The organism is Streptomyces sp. DS1-CR2 (assembly GCF_055760475.1).
Window position 1 is genome coordinate 7,992,740 of record NZ_CM147085.1, and the last position, 15,529, is coordinate 8,008,268.

Consider the following 15,529-nt stretch of genomic DNA (forward strand, 5'->3'; position numbering starts at 1 on the left):
TCGACGAGCCCTCAGGACTCGCTGCGGAGGGCTCTACGGAACTCTCTACGCATACGGAATCCTCTACGAATAAGGAGCCGCCCGTGCCTCACTTCGATCTGCCGCTCGACGAACTTCGGGCCTACCGGCCGACGTTGACCCGGCCCGAGGACTTCGACGCGTTCTGGGAAAAGACCCTGGCCGAGGCGCGCGAGCACGACCTCGACGCACGCTTCGTCCCGGTCGACGTGCCGCTGTCCGCGGTCGACGTATTCGATGTTACGTACGCCGGGTTCGGCGGGCATCCGGTCAAGGGCTGGCTCGTCCTGCCGGCGGGGACGACCGGGCCGCTGCCCGCCGTCGTCGAGTACATCGGCTACGGAGGTGGGCGCGGCCTGCCCCACACGAACCTGATGTGGGCCGCGGCCGGCTTCGCGCACTTCGTCATGGACACGCGCGGCCAGGGCTCCGGCGGCAGGGTGGGCGACACCCCCGACCCGGTCGGCAGCGGACCCGCGCACTCCGGCTTCATGACGCGCGGCATCGAGGACCCGCACGAGTACTTCTACCGGCGCGTCTTCACCGACGCCGTGCGCGCGGTCGAGGCGGCACGTTCGCACCCCCTCGTCGACGCGTCGCGCGTCGCCGCGCTCGGGGGCAGCCAGGGCGGCGGCATCACGATCGCGGTCGGCGGCCTGGTGCCCGACCTCGTCGCCATCGCGCCCGACGTGCCGTTCCTGTGCCAGTTCCCCCGCGCGGCCACCCTCACCGAACGCCACCCGTACCGCGAGATAGCCCTGTATCTGAAGGCGCACATCGGCGCCGACGAGCAGGTCTTCCGCACGCTGTCGTACTTCGACGGCGTGCACTTCGCGGCTCGCGGCACCGCGCCCGCCCTCTTCTCGGTGGCGCTCGAGGACCAGACCTGCCCGCCCTCCACGGTCTTCGCGGCGTTCAACTCCTATGCCGGGCAGGACAAGACGATCGAGGTGTACACCTTCAACGACCACGAGGGCGGCGGGCCCTTCCACCAGGCCGCCCAACTCGACTGGCTGCCTGCGCGGTTGCGGGGCTGATGCGCGAACTACGCCTGGGAGAAGCCCTCTTGGTCCCTCTTGACTGCTCGTGTCACCCCTGTGCGGGTCTTGTCACGAGTGTGCCGGAGCGGCTAACTTGCCGCTTCTGACGTGTGTCTGAGGGGGCTTCCATGGCCGTACGCGGTCGGCATCGCCGGTATCAGCCGAACCGGATCAACCGGGCGTCGCTCACCGTCACCGCGGGCAGCGCGGGTATGGCGATCCCTCTCATCGGCGCGGGCGTGGCGCACGCTGCCGACGCGAACACCTGGAACAAGGTCGCGGCCTGCGAGTCGAGCGGCAACTGGAGCATCAACTCCGGCAACGGCTACTTCGGCGGGCTCCAGTTCACGCAGTCCACCTGGGATGCCTACGGCGGCACCGCCTACGCCGCGCGTGCCGACCGCGCCACCAAGGGCCAGCAGATCGCCGTCGCCGAGAAGGTCCTCGACGGGCAGGGCCCCGGCGCCTGGCCGGTCTGCTCGGCCCGCGCGGGCCTCACCCGCGGCGGCGATGCTCCGGGACCGCACACCGAAACCGTCCGGCAGAAGCCCCAGCGCACCGTCAAGGACGTCAAGCCCGAGGTCACGCCCCAGTCGACGGCGGGCACGGCCCAGATGTACACGGTGGTCGGCGGCGATACCCTCTCCGGCATCGCCGACGCCCGCGAAGTGCCGGGCGGATGGCGGAAGTTGTACGAGGCGAACCGCCGCACCATAGGCTCGGACCCCGACCTCATCCTGCCGGGACAGCGGCTCGCCCTGCACCACCCGTCGGCAAAGCCGCGCGACCCGGCCGCCCCACAGAAGCGCGAACGGCAGGCCCAGAGGCACGACAAGAGCGACCAGAAACGGGAGACGGCGGCCCCCGCCAAGAAGACCGGCACAGCCACCGCCACCCGGCCCCGGACCGAGAAGCCCGCCCCGTCGCACGACGTCACCGCTCCCGTCTCAGCGAGCCTCAGCACCCCGTACCGCGCGGCGGGTTCCTCCTGGTCGAAGGGCTACCACACGGGCGTCGACTTCGCCGTGTCCACCGGTACGACCGTCAAGGCCATCGCCTCCGGCCATGTCGTCTCCGCGGGCTGGGGCGGCTCGTACGGCTACGAGGTCGTGATCCGGCACGCCGACGGCAAGTACAGCCAGTACGGCCATCTCTCGGCGCTCAGCGTGAAGGCGGGACAGCGGGTCGTGGCCGGTCAGCGCATCGCGCGCTCCGGTTCCACAGGCAACAGCACGGGCCCGCATCTGCACTTCGAGGTGCGGACGGGGCCCGGCTTCGGTTCGGACGTCGACCCGCTGGCGTATCTGCGGGCGCACGGCGTCAGGATTTGATGCGCTCGTCGCGGGGGCTGTACCACGCGTCGTAGCGGCGGCCCTTGCCCTTGGTGCGGCCATGCGCATCGGCATCCCGCGCGGGCGGCCCGACGCGCCGCACCAGCGGCTCGCCGTCGGTGAGCGCGCGCGGCGACTTGGTCGTGGACGACTGGGCGGGCATCGCTGCGGCGACCGACTCTGCGGCCGCCTTGCGCGACCCGGTGATCCGCTCTGTCGTCAGCAGGATCAGGCCGCCCGCGGCGACGACACCGCACGCGAGGGCGAGGGCGGTGCCCGTCGTGCCGTATCGGAACGTTTCGCCGAACAGGGTGAGACCGACCGCCGCCGCGACCACCGGGTTCACGACGGTCACGGTGGCGAGCGGAGCCGCGAGGCCCGCGCCGCGGTACGACGCCTGGGACAGGAGCAGGCCGGACGTGGCGAGCGCCGCTATCACCAGGAAGCTCGAGAACTGGACGAACGTCCCGTCCTCCGTCCACTCCACCGCCACGGACTTCGTGAACACGGACGCGATGCCGAACGCGACGCCGGCCGCGCCCGCGAGCAGGACGCTGCGCACCGCGGGGTGGCGGTGCACTGCGTGCGCGAGGGTCATCAGGGCGAGGATCGTACCGGCCGTCACGAGGGCGACCATCAGCCGCTCCGTGCCTTCGAGGGACTGCTCGGACGCCGACCCCGTGAGGGAGAGCAGACCGGCGAGACCCACCGCGGCCATGATCGCGCCACGCCAGGCGGTGGCCCCGGCCTTGCGGTGCACGAAGAGCGCCGACATCGGCAGCGCGAACACGATCGTCAGCGCGCCGAGGGGCTGCACGAGGCTGAGCGGCCCGTACGCCAGGGCCGCCACGTGCAGGAGTGCTCCCAGACCGTTGAGCGCGACCGCGCACCACCACACCGGGCGGCGCAGCGGCGCGTAGGTGTGCTGGGGCGTGGAGACCGCGACCCGCTCTTGGAGGATCGCGCCGCCCGCGTACGCCACCGCGGAGACGAGGGAGAGCAGCACTGCCAGCGTGAGTGCACTCATCGGCCGCTCCTCACTGTGCGGCGGCGCATCCCGTGGTGCGGCGAACGGTCGGTTTCCATATCTCTACGATCTCTCTTTCGGGCGCTCGCGTCGTCGTACCTGAGCACGCATTGGGTCCTACTGCCGATGGAGTACGACCCGCCCCCGGGCCTCCACCCGGTGGGGGACACGGAGTGCACCCCACCCGTGACCTGCGGACGCCTACTTGCTGTACTGAGGCCGTGACAGCCCACATCGACCTGCGCGAACTCGGTTCCCTCGGCGGATTCTTCGCTCTGCGTGACGCGAAGGGGAGGGAGAGTGATCTATCGGCGCTGGAGGGTGTGTATCAGGGCGACGCACCCGGTCGCTTCCCCCTCGCGTACCGCGTCGAGAAAGTCGCGCGGGCACTCTCCGTGTCCGAACCGCGCGTCGCCGTGTCCGTCGCCCAACTCGGACTCGCTGCGCGCCTTTGGTCGGTGGCGCTCGGCAGCGCGGCCCTCTTCGGGCGCGTCCCCGACCTCGACCCCGTGCTGCTGCACTGGGACCCCGACGCCAGTGCGCCCGACGACCTGTTCCTCGCCGGTACGGGGCAGCTCCCCGCCGACAGCGCGCACATCGCGGAGCTCGTGCTGGACCGCCACCTGGAACCGCTGTCGGCCGCCCTGCGCGCCCGCTACCGCGTCTCGGCCCCGCTGCTGCGCGGCAACGCCGGGTCCGCGCTCGCCGGCGCCGCCCGCGAGATCAGCCGCTGGGCGCGCCGCGCCGGGCGCCCCGACGTCGCCGCCCGCGCCCGCCTCCTGACCACGGAACTCTTCGCGGACCCCCGCCTCGCCGCGACCGGCACCCGCACCGGCACGGCCTTCCGCCGCACGAGCTGCTGCCTCATCTACCGTGCCCCCGGCGGCGGCCTCTGCGGCGACTGCTGCTTCGAGCGGCCGCCGCAGCACTCTTCCCCACCGGCCGCTTCTGGGTGACCTTGACGCTCCCCTCCCTGAAGGGAGGGGTTCTTACGGCTCGCGCCGTGAGGTTTCCTGTTTCATCGCCGACTGCCCGCCCGGAGAACTCCGTTGAGGTCTTACACCAGCTCCGCAGGCTGCAACCGCCCGTCCGGCGGCCAGAAGGTTCTTCGCTGCGTTCACGTCCCGGTCGTGGGTCGTGCCGCACTCACACGTCCACGTGCGGACGCTGAGCGGCATCTTGTCAGCCAAGGTGCCGCAGGAGGAGCACAGTTTCGAGGAGGGGAACCACCGGTCGACCGCGATCACCTCACGCCCGTACCAGGCGGCTTTGTACTCCAGCATGCTCCGGAACTGAGACCACGCGGCATCGCTGATGGCGCGGGCCAGTTTCCGATTCCTGACCATGGAGCGCACGGTCAGGTCCTCGATCACGAGCGTTTGGTTTTCACGCACGAGCCGAGTGGTGATCTTGTGCAGGGCATCGCGGCGACGGTCTGCGATCCGGGCGTGGATCTTGGCGACTTTGCGCCGCGCCTTGGCCCGGTTCGCCGAGTCTTTGGCCTTGTTCGCCAGCCTGCGCTGAGCTTTCGCAAGTGCGACCCGGTCGCGTTGCTCGTGCCTCGGGTTGGCGATCTTTTCGCCCGTCGAGAAGGTCAGGAGATGGTCGAGACCGGCATCGATACCGACCGCGGCATCAGAGGTGGGCAAGTGCGTGATGCTGGGGTCGTCGCACAACAGGGAGACGAACCAGCGTCCGGCCGCGTCCTGCGACACGGTCACTGTGGAGGGGCTCATGCCTTCCGGCAGCGGTCTCGACCACACGATGCGCAGGGACTCGCTCATCTTCGCGAGTCTCAGCTCACCGTTACTAAAACGGAACGCCGAGGTGGTGTACTCGGCGGACTTCCGCGACTTCTTCCGGTTCTTGAAGCGCGGATATTGGGCCCGCTTGCCGAAGAAGTGGGCAAACGCTCCTTGCAGGTGCCGCAGCGCCTGCTGGAGCGGGACCGACGAGACCTCGTTCAGGTACGCCAGTTCCTCGGTCTTCTTCCACGCCGTCAGCATCACGGAACTCTGGTTGTAGTTGATCCGCTCCTGCCGCGCCCACGCCTCGGTCCGAGCGGCAAGCGCCATGTTGTAGACCTTCCGCACGCATCCGAACGTGCGCGACAGCTCCGCTGCCTGCGCATCCGTCGGATAGAAGCGGTACTTGAACGCCCGCTTCACCTGGCTCGTGGTCACACTCGCAAACTACCGTCGCCACACGTGACGCCCAAACCCGCGGGTCAAAGCACTGCGATCCACCCTGGCGGCGAAGCCCAGCCCGTTGCCCGTTGCCCTGCCCCGCAGAAATCCGATTCCTCTCCGCCCTGAAGGGCAGAGTATCCACGGAGGTATCCGATGAGAGTGGGACTGCTGACCCGGGAGTACCCGCCGGACGTCTACGGCGGCGCGGGCGTCCATGTCGAGTTCCTCGCAAGGGAGCTACGCCCCCTTGTCGACCTCGACGTCCACACGTGGGGCGAGGGCGGTGCCGAGGGGCTGCGGCGCCACCGCGCGTGGCAGGCGCTCGACGGGGCGAACGACGCACTGCGCACCTTCTCCGTGGACCTGTCCATCGCCGCCGCGCTCGAAGGCCGCGAACTCGTCCACTCCCACACCTGGTACGCCAATCTGGCGGGCCATATAGGCAAGTTGCTCCACGGCATCCCGCACATCGTGACCGCGCACTCGCTCGAACCCCTGCGCCCCTGGAAGGCCGAGCAACTCGGCGGCGGATACGCCCTGTCGGGCTGGGCCGAGCGCACCGCCGTCGAGGCGGCCGACGCGGTCGTCGCGGTTTCGGGAGCCATGCGCGACGACATCCTGGCCTGCTATCCGGCGATCGACCCGGCGAAGGTCCGCGTCGTCCACAACGGCATCGACTCCGCCCTCTACCGCCCCGACCCCGCCACGGACGTCCTCGCCCGCATCGGCATCGACCAGGACCGCCCGTACGTCGTCTTCGTCGGACGCATCACGCGGCAGAAGGGTGTGCCCCATCTCCTCAGGGCGGCGAAGGAGTTGGACCCGTCGACGCAGCTGATCCTGTGCGCCGGAGCGCCCGACACCCCGGCCGTCGGGCGTGAATTCCGCACCCTCGTGGACGAGTTGCGCGCGCTGCGGGACGGCGTCCACTGGATTCCGCAGATGCTGCCCCGTACCGAAGTGGTCCAACTCCTCACCCACGCACGGGCGTTCGTCTGTCCGTCGGTGTACGAACCCCTCGGCATCGTGAACCTGGAGGCGATGGCGTGCGGCACCGCCGTCGTGGCCTCCGCCGTCGGAGGCATCCCGGAGGTCGTCGCCGACGGGAGGACCGGCCTCCTCGTGCCCTACGAGGAGCGCGACCCGCAGGCGTTCGAGAGCGGGCTCGCACAGGCCCTGAACCGGCTGGTGGGCGACCCCGGCGCGGCGGCACGCATGGGCGCCGCCGGGCGGGAGCGCGCAGAGCGCGAGTTCGGCTGGGACACCGTGGCCCGGCGCACGGCCGACGTGTACGACGAGATCCTCAACACGACGCAGCCGGTCAAGAAGGCGTAACAGACGGGCAGGTCGGAGCAGTTCCTCGAAGCGATATGGATCCTCAAGGTGAAGCTGGGGGCTGGGATGCGCGGTGGACCTTCGGTGCTCGGGATCGTACTGGCGGGCGGGGAGGGCAAGCGCCTGCTGCCACTCACCGCCGACCGGGCGAAACCGGCGGTCACCTTCGGCGGCACGTACCGCCTCGTCGACTTCGTCCTCTCCAACCTGGTCAACGCGGACATCCTGCGTATCTGCGTCCTGACCCAGTACAAGTCGCACTCGCTCGACCGGCACGTCACGACGACCTGGCGCATGTCGAGCCTGCTCGGCAACTACGTCACGCCCGTCCCGGCCCAGCAGCGCCTCGGTCCGCGCTGGTACCTCGGCAGCGCGGACGCCATCCTCCAGTCCCTGAACCTGGTCCACGACGAACAGCCCGACTACATAGCGGTGTTCGGCGCCGACCACGTCTACCGCATGGACCCGCGCCAGATGCTCCAGCAGCACATCGAGGGCGGCGCGGGCGTCACGGTCGCGGGCATCCGCGTACCGCGCGCGGACGCCTCGGCGTTCGGGATCATCACGCCGGCCGGCGACGGCACGCGCGTGGACCGCTTCCTCGAGAAGCCGGCCGACCCGCCCGGCATCCCCGGCTCCCCGCACCAGGTCTTCGCCTCCATGGGCAACTACGTCTTCACCACGAAGACCCTCATCGACGCGTTGCAGCAGGACTCCGAGATGCCCGACTCCGTTCATGACATGGGCGGTTCGATCCTGCCGATGCTCACCGAACGCGGCGTCGCCCAGCTCTACGACTTCGACGGCAACCACGTCCCCGGCGAGACGCCCCACGAGCACGGCTACTGGCGCGACGTCGGCACCCTCGACGCGTACTACGAGGCCCACCTCGACCTGCTCTCGGACAAGCCCGCCTTCAACCTCGACAACCGGCGCTGGCCCATCTACACGCACCCCGGGCAGCTGCCGCCCGCCAAGTTCTGCGCGGGTGGCATCGCGGGCCAGTCGATCGTCAGTCCGGGCTGCGTCATCCGCGGCCAGGTCACCCGCTCCGTCCTTTCCCCGGGCGTCACCGTCGAGGAGGGCGCCGTCGTCCAGGGCTCGGTCCTGCACGACAACGTACGGATCGGCAAGGGCGCCGTGGTGCGCGGAGCCGTACTCGACAAGAACGTGGACGTCCCGCCGGGGGCGGCCATCGGCGTCAACCCGGAGCGGGACGCCGAGCTGTACACGGTGTCGAAGGGCGGGGTGATCGCACTGGGGAAGGGCCGACAGGTCCTGGCCTGACCGTTCCTGACCCCTCGTCGGCGGGTGCCCTGTGCCGTGACTCGTTCGCAGGCTCCCGCTGTCGTGTCCCTTGACGAGTACACGCACGCGCCAGAAGAATGACCGCGCTGCGTTCTGACAACGTTGTCTAGTGCTTGAGGAGGCGGTCTCGCCATGAGATGGACCCAACGGCTGCGCGGAGCGGGGACGGCGGTGGCGGCGGCCGCGCTCCTGGGCGGTGCGCTCGCCGTACCGTCGGCCCAGGCGGCCGTGTCCGACGAGGGCCGGCTCACCGATCTGGTCAACCCGTTCATCGGCACCGAGAACGAGGGCAACACCTACCCGGGCGCCGCCGTGCCCTTCGGCATGGTGCAGTTCTCGCCCGACACGGGCCACAACACGGGTTACGACTACTCGGAGAACCGCATCCGCGGCTTCTCCACCGTGCATCTGTCCGGCGTCGGCTGCGGCCTCGGCGGCGATCTGCCCGTGCTGCCCACGACCGGCGACATCACGTCGACCGACTACGCCAAGTACGCGGCCGAGTTCAGTCACGACAACGAGAAGGCGAGCCCCGGCTCGTACAAGGTCGGTCTGAAGACGGGCATCGAGGCCGAGCTGACCGCGACCGAGCGGACCGGTGTGCAGCGCTACACCTTCCCCGCCACCGACAAGGCGAACGTCCTCATCAACGCGGGCCAGTCGCTGCACAAGACCCTGAACACCAGGGTCGAGATCCTCGACAGCCGCACCGTCCGCACGGCCATCACCGGCAGTGGCTTCTGCCAGGACACGAAGCCGTACACGGTGTACACGATCACCCGCTTCGACCGGCCGTTCACCACGTCGGGCACATGGAAGGGCGACGCGGTCACCGAGGGCTCCAAGGAGTCGACGGCCGGAGGCGAACGCAGCGGCGCGTTCGTGCGCTTCGACACCTCCAAGGACCGCAGCGTCGAGGCGACCACGGCCATCTCGTATGTCGACGCGAAGGGCGCGGCGCTCAACCTCCGTTCCGAGGGCGGCCGTTCGTACGACCGTGTGGAGCACGCGGCGCAGGCCGCGTGGGAGGACCGGCTCGACGACGTCACGGCGCAGGGCGGTGGCGACACGCTCCGCCGCACCTTCTACTCGTCCCTGTACCGCTCGTTTCTCGCGCCGAACATCGGCAGCGACGTCGACGGCCGCTACACCGGCTGGGACCAGAAGATCCACCGCGCCAAGGGCTACACGTACTACCAGAACTGGTCCCTCTGGGACACCTACCGCACGCAGGCGCAGCTCCTGTCGCTGCTCGCGCCAGGCGAGTCCCGCGACATGGCGATCTCCGTCATCAAGATCGACGAGGAGAGCGGCTGGCTGCCCAAGTGGGGCTACGGCACGGTCGAGACGAACATCATGACGGGTGACCCGGTCACTCCCTTCCTCACGAACGCCTATCAGCAGGGTCTGCTCAAGGGGTACGAAGAGCAGGCGTACCGCGCGCTGAAGAAGAACGCAGACGGAGTCCCGCCCGCCGACTCCGCGCCGGTGGGCCGTGAGGCCAACAAGGAATACATCGCCGACGGCTTCGCGCCGTACATCAAGGACCGCGCGCATGTGAAGCCGGGCGACTCCGACTACGACCACGGCGCCTCCGCGACCCTGGAGTACGCGCTGTCCGACGCGATGCTCGGGCAGATGGCGAAGGACCTGGGCCACAAGGACGACGCGGCGCGGTACACGCAGCGGGCGCAGAACTACCGGAAGATCTTCGACAGTTCGACCGGCTTCTTCCGGGCGCGGGACGCGGCGGGCACCTTCACGGGTCCGGCCGACCCCGCCAAGAGCGAGGGCTTCCACGAGGGCACGTCCTGGCAGTATCAGTGGCTCGTCCCGCAGGACCTGCCCGGGATGGTCGGACTGATCGGCGGCACCAAGCCGGCCAACGACCGCCTCGACTCGTTCTTCGCGTACGACCGGCTGGTGCAGGACCCCGCGAAGACCGCCCGCGAGGTGTGGGTGAACGGTCCGTACGACTACTACAACGCGGACAAGTACAACCCGCAGAACGAGCCCGACCTGATCGCGCCCTACACGTACCTCTCGACCGGTCAGCCCTGGAAGACGACCGACGTCGTGCACGCGGCGCTCACGCTCTTCACGGACGCCCCGACCGGCATGACCGGAAATGACGACCTCGGGACGATGTCCGCCTGGAACGTCCTGTCGTCGATCGGTATCTTCCCGGTCCAGCCCGGCACGGACACCTGGGGCCTGTCGACCCCAGTCTTCGAGCGGGTGGACGTGACCCTCGACCGGCGCTACTACCCGAAGGGCCGCCTCACGGTGAAGGCTCCGGGGACCTCGGACTCGGCGCGGTACATCCAGTCGGCGCAGTCCGACGGGACCGCTTTGGGGAAGACGTATCTGACGACGGACGACATCCGCGGGCTGCGGGAGTTGTCCTTCACGGTCGGCGACAAGCCCTCCACCTGGGGCACCTCCGCCGACGCGGCGCCGCCGGCGCTGAAGTAGCGGCACCACACGCCCCACCAGCACCACGAGACCCGCCCCTTCATCGGAGGGGCGGGTCTTAATCTGTTGTTTACTGTGTGTAGCTTGATCGTACTTGACCGTAATCACTGGAGAGCGGTTGACTGCTTTCCCCCGACGTCGACGCGAGAGCGGCCCTCAGTGAACTCTCACCAGTCCCAGCACTCTCGGCCCGCGCCGAGCCCGGACCTCCTCGCACCACTCGACCTGGCCTTCTGGAACATCGAGTCCGCGGAACACCCGATGCACCTGGGCGCGTTGGGGGTGTTCGCCGCGGACTCGCCGGGCGACGTCCAGCACGCGGTGGAGCTGCTCGCCGCCCGCGCCCCCGCGGTCCCCGGCCTGCGCATGCGCATCCAGGGCGTACGGTTCCCCGTCGGCGGCGCGGCACGCGTGCCCGTACCCGACTTCGACCCGCTCGACCACGTACGGCTGGGCGAGCCCACCGCGGACTTCCACGCTGCGGCCGGCGCCCTGATGGAGCGGCCGCTCGACCGGGCGAGGCCCCCATGGGAGGCGCACGTCCTGCCGGGCGCGGACGGCACCTCGTTCGCCGTCCTGTTCAAGTTCCACCACGCGCTGGCCGACGGACTGCGGGCGCTGACGCTCGCCGCCGGGGTGATGGACCCGATGGACCTGCCCGTCTCGCGGACGGCGCCCGCCGTCGAGGCGCCCCGCGGGTTCCGGCTGCCGTTCCCCGGCATGCGCGACCTGCGGCTCGGCGACCTCGACCCGCGCAAGCTGCCCGGCCTCCTGCGGGAGGGCGCCTCCAGTGCCGTCACGGCGCTCGACATCGGCACCTCCGTCGTCCGCGCCACCTGGGACGTGCACACCTCGCCCGCCTTCTCCTCGAACGCCACGGGCACCCGCAGCACCGAGGGCGTCGTCCTCGAACTCGACGATGTGCACCGGGTCCGCAAGACGGTCGGCGGCACTGTCAACGACGTCCTCATCGCCGTCGTCGCCGGGGCCCTGCGGCGCTGGCTCGACGAGCGCGGCAACGGCAGCGAAGGCGTGCGCCCGCGGGCCCTGATCCCCGTCTCGCGGCGCCGTCCCCGCACGGCCCACCCCCAGGGCAACCGGCTCTCCGGCTACCTGGTGAAGCTGCCGGTCGACGAGCGGGACCCGCTCGCCCGGCTGCGCGCGGTCCGAACGGCCATGGACCACAACAAGGACGCGGGCCCGCAGCGCGGCGCCGGCGCCGTGGCCCTGCTCGCCGACCATGTGCCGCCGCTCGGTCACATGATCGGCGGACCCGTCGTCGCCCAGGCTGCCCGGCTCCTGTTCGACATCCTCGTCACGAGCGTGCCGCTGCCGAGCCTCGGCCTGCGGCTCGGCGGCTGCCCGCTCACCGAGGTCTACCCCCTCGCGCCACTGGCCCAGGGACAGTCCCTCGCGGTCGCGGTGTCCACGTACCGGGGGCGTGTCCACTACGGCCTGGTCGCCGACGCGGCCGCGGTCCCCGACCTGGACGTACTCGCGACCGGCATCCGCGAGGAGCTCGCGGCGCTGGTGCGCGTGTGCGAGACGGTGCGGGGGACGCCCTGACGGTGGGCGGTCCGTTCTGACGGGGGAGGGGCGGGCCGCGTACTACGGCCGTACCGGATCAAGGTCAAGGACCGGCGTTCCCGGGAGGGCCCGGGAGCGGGATAAACTGCCCACTTGGCGGAATGTCGACAGCAGGTTGTAAGGTTCCGCCTTTTGGGAGTATCCGCGGTCACTCACAGCACGCCGCGGTCCGAGTGACGCGAGGAACGCAGCGGCGATGACGATGACACAGGACAGCCCGACGGGCGCCACCGACGCCATGGTGGTGCCGCAGGAGTCGTTCGGCCCCGGGATCGACCCCGAGCGGCTCGCCGTCTGCCTGAGCGTGCTCGACGAGCTCGACAAGCTGGACGTCGACCACCCCGACGCGATCAAGGTCCGCAGGGCCACCGCCGGCATCTACCGGACCGTGAAGCAGCGCCGCCGGCAGGACCGCCGCGCCGCGAAGACCGCCCACGACAAGGCCGTCACCGAGGCGACCGCGACCGGCTCCGCCGAGCGCATCGACGACGAGACCGAGGGCCTTCTGCCGTCCTCGCGGGTCGAGGAGGGCAAGCTCGCGGGGATACTCCAGCGTCCCCGCTCCTGCTACACCTGCAAGGCCCGGTACGTGGAAGTCGACTACTTCTACCACCAGCTCTGTCCCGAGTGCGCCGCGGTGAACCGGGCCAAGCGCGACATCCGCGCCGACCTCTCCGGCAAGCGCGCCCTGCTCACCGGCGGCCGCGCCAAGATCGGCATGTACATCGCGCTGCGCCTGCTGCGTGACGGCGCGCACACGACGATCACGACGCGCTTCCCCAAGGACGCCATCCGCCGTTTCAAGGCGATGGACGACTCGGCGGACTGGATGGACCGCCTGGAGGTCGTCGGCATCGACCTGCGGGACCCGGCCCAGGCCGTGGCGCTTGCCGAGCAGGTCGCCGAGCAGGGCCCGCTGGACATCCTCATCAACAACGCGACGCAGACCGTACGCCGGCTGCCCTCCGCGTACGCCGCCCTCGTCGAGGGCGAGAGCGCCCCGCTGCCGGCCGGTGAGCTCCCCGCCCACCATGTCATCGGCGCGTTCAACTCCGGCGCGGTCGACGGCCTGACCGCGCTGCCCGCCGGTATCTCCGGCCTCGACGCCCAGAAAGTCGCCGATCTCGCCCTGGTCGCCGGCAACGCCAGCGTCGCCCGGCACCGCGACGGCAGCGCCATCGACGCGGGCGGCCTCGTCCCCGACGTCGTCGACAGCAACACCTGGGTGCAGACGATCGAGCAGATCTCCCCGGTGGAGCTCCTCGAGACCCAGCTGTGCAACTACACGGCGCCGTTCATCCTGATCAGCGCGCTGCGCCCGGTGATGGCCGACGCCGCGAAGAAGGCGTCCAGCGGACGCGCGTACGTCGTGAACGTCTCGGCGATGGAGGGCGTCTTCGGCCGCGGCTACAAGGGCGCGGGGCACCCGAACACGAACGCCGCGAAGGCCGCCATGAACATGGTGACGCGGACCAGCGCCCAGGAGATGTTCCAGACCGACGGCATCCTCATGACCTCGGTCGACACGGGCTGGATCACCGACGAGCGCCCGCACTACGACAAGCTGCGCCTCGCCGACGAGGGCTTCCACGCCCCCCTCGACCTGATCGACGGCGCGGCCCGCGTCTACGACCCGGTCGTCCGGGGCGAGGCCGGCGAGGACCTGTACGGCGTCTTCATGAAGGACTACGCGCCCGGCAAGTGGTAGTGAGCCAGGGGGGTGTCCGGCCCTGATCCGCCGGACGCCCCTAGCGAGTGTCCGGCAGCCGGTGGCGGAGCTGCTGGTGCACGGAATCGGTCAGGTCCGGCGACGCGGCCCTGACCCGGGTTCCGCCGTCCACCAGGAGGTCGGCGCCCGTCACCCAGGCCGCCTCGTCCGACACCAGCCAGCGCACCGCCCGGGCCACGTCCTGCGGCTCCCCGATCCGGCCCAGCGGCAGCCCCGCCGCCACGGACTCCTCGGCGTGCTCCCACACGAAGCGCGCCATCTGCGTGCGCACGAGCCCGGGCGATACGGAGTTGACCCGCACCGACGGAGCCAGTTCGCCCGCGAGTTGCTGCGTCAGGTGCAGCAGCGCCGCCTTGCTCGTCCCGTAGGCGCCGACGCGCGGGCCGACGTGTCCGGCGCCCTCGGTGCAGATGTTCACCACGGCCCCGCCGTGCTCCGACATCCAGGCCCGCCAGGCGCACTGCACAAGCCGCAGCGGCGCCTCCACGTTGACGGTGAACGCCTCGCGCCAGACCTCCGGATCCGCCTCCATCAGCGGTCCGTACGGTTCATTGGTCGCGGCGTTGTTCACCAGGATGTCGAGCCGGCCGAACGCGTCGAGGGCCCGTTCCGTCAGCTCCCACAGATGCGCGGGGTCGGCGACGGACCCCGCCAGTCCCGTGGCTTCGGCGCCGCTCTTCGTCAGCGCGGCGACGGTCTCGCGGACCCCGTCCGGATCGCGCGCCGTCACACACACCCGCGCCCCGGCCGCCGCGAGCGCCACGGCGACGGCCCGGCCGATGCCGCGCGACCCCCCTGTCACGACGGCCACCCTGCCTTCCAGCGAGAGCTCCGAAGTCATGGGGCGTACGGTCTCATGACGAGGCGTCAGTCCGACCTGTCACCTACGTAGGGATGATGTGAAGTTGGTGGAACGGAGCCCCTGCGCAACCAGCTCCACCACGGGCCGCCAGTCCTCCATGACCCCCGCGTCGAGGCCAACGACCTTGCCCGCGTCGTCCGCCTGACGCAGCGTCACCGCGTCGTCGGCCAGCGGGTCATGGGCGAACGCCGCCGCCTCCTCGGGCGTCATCGGCCCGCCCTGCGTCTGAAGCGTCAGCGCGCTCTGCGGGGAAAGGCCGCGCGCCGGATCCGATGTCGCCAGGTAGCGCTTCGCCGGGACGTGCAGCCGCACAAGACGGGCGACCCGCTCCCCGAGCAGCCCCCGCACGGCGGACGCCGCCGTGTCCGCGTGGCCCGCGTCGTCGCCCGGGCGCAGCAGGTGGCCTATGTCGTGGACGAGCCCCGCGAGCTGGAGCTCCTTGTCGCTGGGGTGGCCGCGGCGCAGCAGCGCGGCGGTCTGCAGCGCGTGGTCGTGCAGATCGACGGGGTCGCCGCTGCGGTCGGGGGTGTCCCACGCGCCGCGGCAGGCGTGCAGAAGATCCATCAGCTCGTCGACGCTGCGCAGCTCGACCTGTGTCATGTGTGACTCCTCCCTGGGACCCGTAAGC

At 70.5% G+C, this 15,529-nt stretch carries 12 protein-coding genes; 8 read left to right on the forward strand and 4 right to left on the reverse strand.

Annotated elements, in window-relative coordinates; all coding sequences use genetic code 11:
- Positions 1-83 precede the first annotated feature (83 nt).
- Together ACY0PA_RS37320 and ACY0PA_RS37325 are read left to right on the forward strand one after the other, a co-directional pair.
- Positions 84-1,055 (forward strand): acetylxylan esterase, encoded by a 972-nt coding sequence (locus ACY0PA_RS37320; RefSeq protein WP_473081813.1) that lies wholly within the window; start codon positions 84-86, stop codon positions 1,053-1,055.
- A 131-nt stretch (positions 1,056-1,186) separates the two neighbouring features.
- Positions 1,187-2,389, forward strand: coding sequence for a transglycosylase family protein (locus tag ACY0PA_RS37325; RefSeq protein ID WP_473081814.1), 1,203 nt, complete (start codon positions 1,187-1,189; stop codon positions 2,387-2,389).
- On the opposite strand, the gene ACY0PA_RS37330 is transcribed toward ACY0PA_RS37325, so the two are convergent.
- Positions 2,379-3,416, reverse strand: a complete 1,038-nt coding sequence (locus tag ACY0PA_RS37330; RefSeq protein ID WP_473081815.1) for a DMT family transporter — start codon at positions 3,414-3,416, stop codon at positions 2,379-2,381. The two genes, ACY0PA_RS37325 and ACY0PA_RS37330, sit on opposite strands and share 11 nt — an antisense overlap.
- Before the next feature lie 221 nt (positions 3,417-3,637).
- Between ACY0PA_RS37330 and ACY0PA_RS37335 the strand changes: the two genes are divergently transcribed.
- Positions 3,638-4,372 carry a (2Fe-2S)-binding protein gene (locus tag ACY0PA_RS37335; protein ID WP_473081816.1) on the forward strand — a complete coding sequence of 245 codons (735 nt, stop codon included), beginning with the start codon at positions 3,638-3,640 and terminating at the stop codon, positions 4,370-4,372.
- A gap of 33 nt (positions 4,373-4,405) precedes the next feature.
- Here the strand turns inward: ACY0PA_RS37335 and ACY0PA_RS37340 are convergent, their stop codons facing one another.
- On the reverse strand, positions 4,406-5,599 hold the full coding sequence (locus tag ACY0PA_RS37340) for an RNA-guided endonuclease InsQ/TnpB family protein (RefSeq protein ID WP_473081817.1): 1,194 nt from the start codon (positions 5,597-5,599) through the stop codon (positions 4,406-4,408).
- 159 nt (positions 5,600-5,758) lie between these two features.
- Between ACY0PA_RS37340 and glgA the strand changes: the two genes are divergently transcribed.
- The 5 genes from glgA (at position 5,759) to ACY0PA_RS37365 (ending at position 14,018) form a co-directional block, all read left to right on the forward strand.
- Entirely contained in the window at positions 5,759-6,940 is a 1,182-nt protein-coding gene (glgA, locus tag ACY0PA_RS37345) for a glycogen synthase (RefSeq protein WP_473081818.1), read from the forward strand.
- A gap of 66 nt (positions 6,941-7,006) precedes the next feature.
- Positions 7,007-8,227 (forward strand): glucose-1-phosphate adenylyltransferase, encoded by a 1,221-nt coding sequence (gene glgC, locus ACY0PA_RS37350; protein WP_473081819.1) that lies wholly within the window; start codon positions 7,007-7,009, stop codon positions 8,225-8,227.
- Between the two features lie 153 nt (positions 8,228-8,380).
- Entirely contained in the window at positions 8,381-10,723 is a 2,343-nt protein-coding gene (locus tag ACY0PA_RS37355; RefSeq protein WP_473081820.1) for a GH92 family glycosyl hydrolase, read from the forward strand.
- A 159-nt stretch (positions 10,724-10,882) separates the two neighbouring features.
- A complete protein-coding gene (locus ACY0PA_RS37360) occupies positions 10,883-12,289 on the forward strand; it encodes a wax ester/triacylglycerol synthase family O-acyltransferase (protein WP_473081821.1) in 1,407 nt (468 codons plus the stop codon).
- A gap of 217 nt (positions 12,290-12,506) precedes the next feature.
- A complete protein-coding gene (locus ACY0PA_RS37365) occupies positions 12,507-14,018 on the forward strand; it encodes an SDR family NAD(P)-dependent oxidoreductase (RefSeq protein ID WP_473081822.1) in 1,512 nt (503 codons plus the stop codon).
- 40 nt (positions 14,019-14,058) lie between these two features.
- On the opposite strand, the gene ACY0PA_RS37370 is transcribed toward ACY0PA_RS37365, so the two are convergent.
- Positions 14,059-14,880 (reverse strand): SDR family oxidoreductase, encoded by an 822-nt coding sequence (locus tag ACY0PA_RS37370; protein WP_473081823.1) that lies wholly within the window; start codon positions 14,878-14,880, stop codon positions 14,059-14,061.
- Positions 14,881-14,919: 39 nt separating this feature from the next.
- Positions 14,920-15,501: an HD domain-containing protein gene (locus ACY0PA_RS37375; protein WP_473081824.1), complete on the reverse strand. Its 582-nt coding sequence runs from the start codon at positions 15,499-15,501 to the stop codon at positions 14,920-14,922.
- Between the last annotated feature and the right edge of the window lie 28 nt (positions 15,502-15,529).

Coding starts and splice junctions, on each gene's coding strand:
- ACY0PA_RS37330 (WP_473081815.1), bottom strand. CDS start 3,416: ATGAGTGCACTCACGCTGGCAGTGCTGCTCTCCCTCGTCTCCGCGGTG.
- ACY0PA_RS37355 (WP_473081820.1), top strand. CDS start 8,381: ATGAGATGGACCCAACGGCTGCGCGGAGCGGGGACGGCGGTGGCGGCG.
- ACY0PA_RS37375 (WP_473081824.1), bottom strand. CDS start 15,501: ATGACACAGGTCGAGCTGCGCAGCGTCGACGAGCTGATGGATCTTCTG.
- ACY0PA_RS37365 (WP_473081822.1), top strand. CDS start 12,507: ATGACGATGACACAGGACAGCCCGACGGGCGCCACCGACGCCATGGTG.
- glgC (WP_473081819.1), top strand. CDS start 7,007: ATGCGCGGTGGACCTTCGGTGCTCGGGATCGTACTGGCGGGCGGGGAG.
- ACY0PA_RS37325 (WP_473081814.1), top strand. CDS start 1,187: ATGGCCGTACGCGGTCGGCATCGCCGGTATCAGCCGAACCGGATCAAC.
- glgA (WP_473081818.1), top strand. CDS start 5,759: ATGAGAGTGGGACTGCTGACCCGGGAGTACCCGCCGGACGTCTACGGC.
- ACY0PA_RS37370 (WP_473081823.1), bottom strand. CDS start 14,880: ATGACTTCGGAGCTCTCGCTGGAAGGCAGGGTGGCCGTCGTGACAGGG.